The 3181-nt window shown below is 72.2% G+C and carries 4 protein-coding genes; all 4 read left to right on the forward strand.

What is annotated here, in order from left to right:
* Positions 1 to 407 (forward strand): septum site-determining protein MinC (locus QOL99_RS16120; protein ID WP_285525312.1); only part of this gene is annotated, 407 nt, incomplete at its 5' end.
* Positions 408 to 486: 79 nt separating this feature from the next.
* Positions 487 to 2100 carry an alpha-amylase family glycosyl hydrolase gene (locus tag QOL99_RS16125; protein WP_285525313.1) on the forward strand — a complete coding sequence of 538 codons (1614 nt, stop codon included), beginning with the start codon at positions 487 to 489 and terminating at the stop codon, positions 2098 to 2100.
* Positions 2101 to 2172: 72 nt separating this feature from the next.
* The gene (locus tag QOL99_RS16130; protein WP_285525314.1) at positions 2173 to 2541 is read left to right on the forward strand and encodes a phage holin family protein; all 369 of its coding nucleotides are present in this window, start codon (positions 2173 to 2175) and stop codon (positions 2539 to 2541) included.
* Between the two features lie 77 nt (positions 2542 to 2618).
* Positions 2619 to 3181: pantoate--beta-alanine ligase (panC, locus tag QOL99_RS16135; protein ID WP_285525315.1), on the forward strand; the 563-nt coding region annotated here is incomplete at its 3' end.

Here is a 3181-nt window from a genome sequence, read left to right on the forward strand (position 1 = left end):
TCCGGGCGCCCCGCGTGACCGTGGCCGCCCCCACCGCCGAGGGCGAGGAGGAGGGCAGCGCCCGCACCGTGATCTTGCCCCACGGCGTCCGCGCGGGCTTCCGGGGCGAGTACCGGGGCAGCGTGGTGATTCTGGGCGACGTGAATCCGGGCGCCGAGATCGTGGCGGGCGGCGACGTGATCGTGATGGGCGCGCTGCGCGGGGTGGTCCACGCCGGATACGGCGGCAACGTGGGCGCCATCGTGTGGGCGCGGCCCATCGCCTCGGCACAGATTCGCATCGGGGACGCCGTGGCCCGCGCTCCCGAAGGCGGCGGCCTGGGCAACATGAAGCGGCTGGAGGGCAACGAGGGCGCCGAACTCGCCCGCTTGCAGGAGGGGACGATTGTGATCGAGGCGCACCGCTAGGCCGGGCCGGACCCGCCGGGGCCCGGGCATAAGCGGAGGCTCTAGGGCCTGGCCTCCCGGCGGGACTACCCTGGGCGGCATGACACAGCCCTCCCCCGACCAGCAGCCCGGCGAACTGAAGTGGTGGCAGCGCGGGATCATCTACCAGATCTACCCCCGGTCCTTTCAGGACGACTCCGGCGACGGGGTGGGCGACCTGCGCGGCATCACCCGGCGGCTGCCCTACCTGGCGGGCCTGGGGGTGGAGGCGGTGTGGCTCTCCCCCATCTTCACCAGTCCGATGCGCGACTTCGGGTACGACGTGGCCGACTACTGCGGCATCGACCCGCTGTTCGGCACGCTGGAAGACTTCGACGCGCTGGTGGCGGAGGCGCACCGCCTCGGGCTGAAGGTGATGCTGGACTACGTGCCGAACCACACGTCCAGCGACCACGCCTGGTTTCAGGAGGCACTGACGGGCAAGGACAGCCCGAAACGCGACTGGTACGTCTGGCGCGACCCGGCCGAAGGCGGCGGCCCCCCCAACAACTGGAAGTCGCACTTCGGCGGCCCGGCGTGGACGCTGGACCCGGCAAGCGGGCAGTATTACCTGCACCAGTTCCTGCCCTCGCAGCCCGACCTCAACTGGGGGAATCCCGACGTGCAGGCCGCGATGCTCGACGTGCTGCACTTCTGGATGCGCCGGGGCGTGGACGGCTTCCGGGTGGACGTGCTGAACCTGCTGGCCGAGGACGAGCGTTTCCTGGACGAGCCGCCCAACCCCGAGTGGCGGCCCGGCATGATCGAGTACGCCCAGACGCTGCACATCTACACCAACGACCAGCCCCAGACGCTGCGCTACGTGCGGATGATGCGGGGGGTGCTCGACGAGTTCGAGGACCGCATGATGGTGGGCGAGATCTACCTGCCCGTAGAGCGGCTCTTGCGCTACAGCGGCACGCCGGGGGAACCGCTCGCGCACCTGCCCTTCAACTTCCACCTGATCCAGCTGCCGTGGGACGCCCGCGAGATTCGCGCCTTCGCGGACGGCTACGACGCCGCCTGCCGCGCGGCGCACTCCTGGCCCAACTGGGTGCTGGGCAACCACGACCAGCACCGCTTCAGGACGCGGGTGGGCGCGGCGCAGTCCCGGGTCGCGCAGACGCTGCTGCTGACCCTGCGCGGCACGCCGACCGTGTACTACGGCGACGAGATCGGCATGGAGAATGTCCCGGTGCCCTTCGAGCAGATGGTGGACCCGGCGGGCCTCCAGCAGCCCGACGTGCCGGGCGCCAGCCGCGACCCCGAGCGCACGCCGATGCAGTGGGACGATTCGCCGAACGCGGGCTTTGCCCCCGAGGGCGTCGCCCCCTGGTTGCCGGTCGCCCAGAACTTCCGGGAGGTCAATGTCGCCGCGCAGGAGGCCGATCCCGCGAGCGACCTGCACTACTTCCGGGCGCTGACCCGGCTGCGGCGCGAGCATCCGGCGCTGGTGGGCGGCGGGTACCGCTCGCTGGAGACCGGGCACGCGGACGTGTTCGCCTTCGAGCGCACCCAGGGCGGCGAACGGCTGGCGGTCCTGCTGAACTTCGGCGCGCAGGCGCGGACGCTGGACCTCGGCCCCGGCGAGACGCTGCTGAGCAGCCTGGGGGACCGGCCGGAGGCGGGGGCGGAGCTGCGCGCGAACGAGGCGCGGGTCGTGCGGCTGGCCTGAGCGCGGCCCCACCGGTCCGGCCTCCGCCGTCACCCCTCCTTCCCCAGCCCAGGTCCGGTTTATGCTCCGGGCATGGGCTTCCTGATTCGGCTGCTGGTCAACGCGCTGGCGCTGTACCTCGTGACGCGGGTGTACGGCGGGGTCAGCTTCGCGCCGGGGGCGGACCTCGTGAGCATCGTCCTGGCCGCGCTGGTGCTGGGGATCGTGAATGCTTTGATTCGTCCGGTGCTGCTGCTGCTCAGCCTGCCCGTCAACCTGCTGACGCTGGGCCTCTTTACCCTGGTCGTGAACGGCGTGGTGCTGTGGCTGGTGGCGAGCGTCACGGCGCTGAACGTGGCGGGCTTCGGGGCGGCCATCGTGGGGGCGCTGGTCCTGACGGTGATCTCCTGGGTGCTGGACGCCGTCGTGAACGCCCTGGGCCTGGACGGGGGGCGCGATTGACTCCCACGCTGCTGCGCGACCCCGCCGAGGTCCGGTCGGCGCTGGCGGGACGGGGCCGGGTGGGCTTCGTCCCCACGATGGGCTCCCTGCACGAGGGCCACGCCCAGCTCATCCGCCGCGCCCGCGCCGAGTGCGGCGTGGTGGCGGTCAGCGTGTTCGTGAATCCGACCCAGTTCGGCCCGGGCGAGGACCTCTCGCGCTACCCCCGCGACCTGGAGCGTGACCTGAGGTTGGCCGGGGACGCCGGGGCCGACGTGCTGTTCCACCCGGAGGCGGAGGCCATGTATCCCCCCGGCCACGCGACCACCGTGCAGGTGGGGGGCGTCTCCGGGCCGCTGGAGGGCGAGTCGCGCCCCGGCCACTTCGACGGGGTGGCGACGGTGGTCCTCAAGCTGCTGAACCTCGTGGGGCCGCAGCGGGCCTATTTCGGGGAAAAGGACTGGCAGCAACTCGCGGTGGTGCGGCGGATGGTGCGCGACCTGTCGGTGCCCGTGGAGATCGTCGGCGTGCCCACCGTGCGGGGGGCCTCGGGGCTGGCGCTGAGCAGCCGCAACAGCTACCTCACGCCCCAGCAGCGCGAACGGGCGACCGTGCTGTCGCGGGCGCTGCGGGCGGTGCAGTCGGCGGCGGCCTCGGGCGA

It is taken from the genome of Deinococcus rhizophilus (assembly GCF_030271215.1).
In the GTDB taxonomy this organism is placed as follows: domain Bacteria; phylum Deinococcota; class Deinococci; order Deinococcales; family Deinococcaceae; genus Deinococcus; species Deinococcus rhizophilus.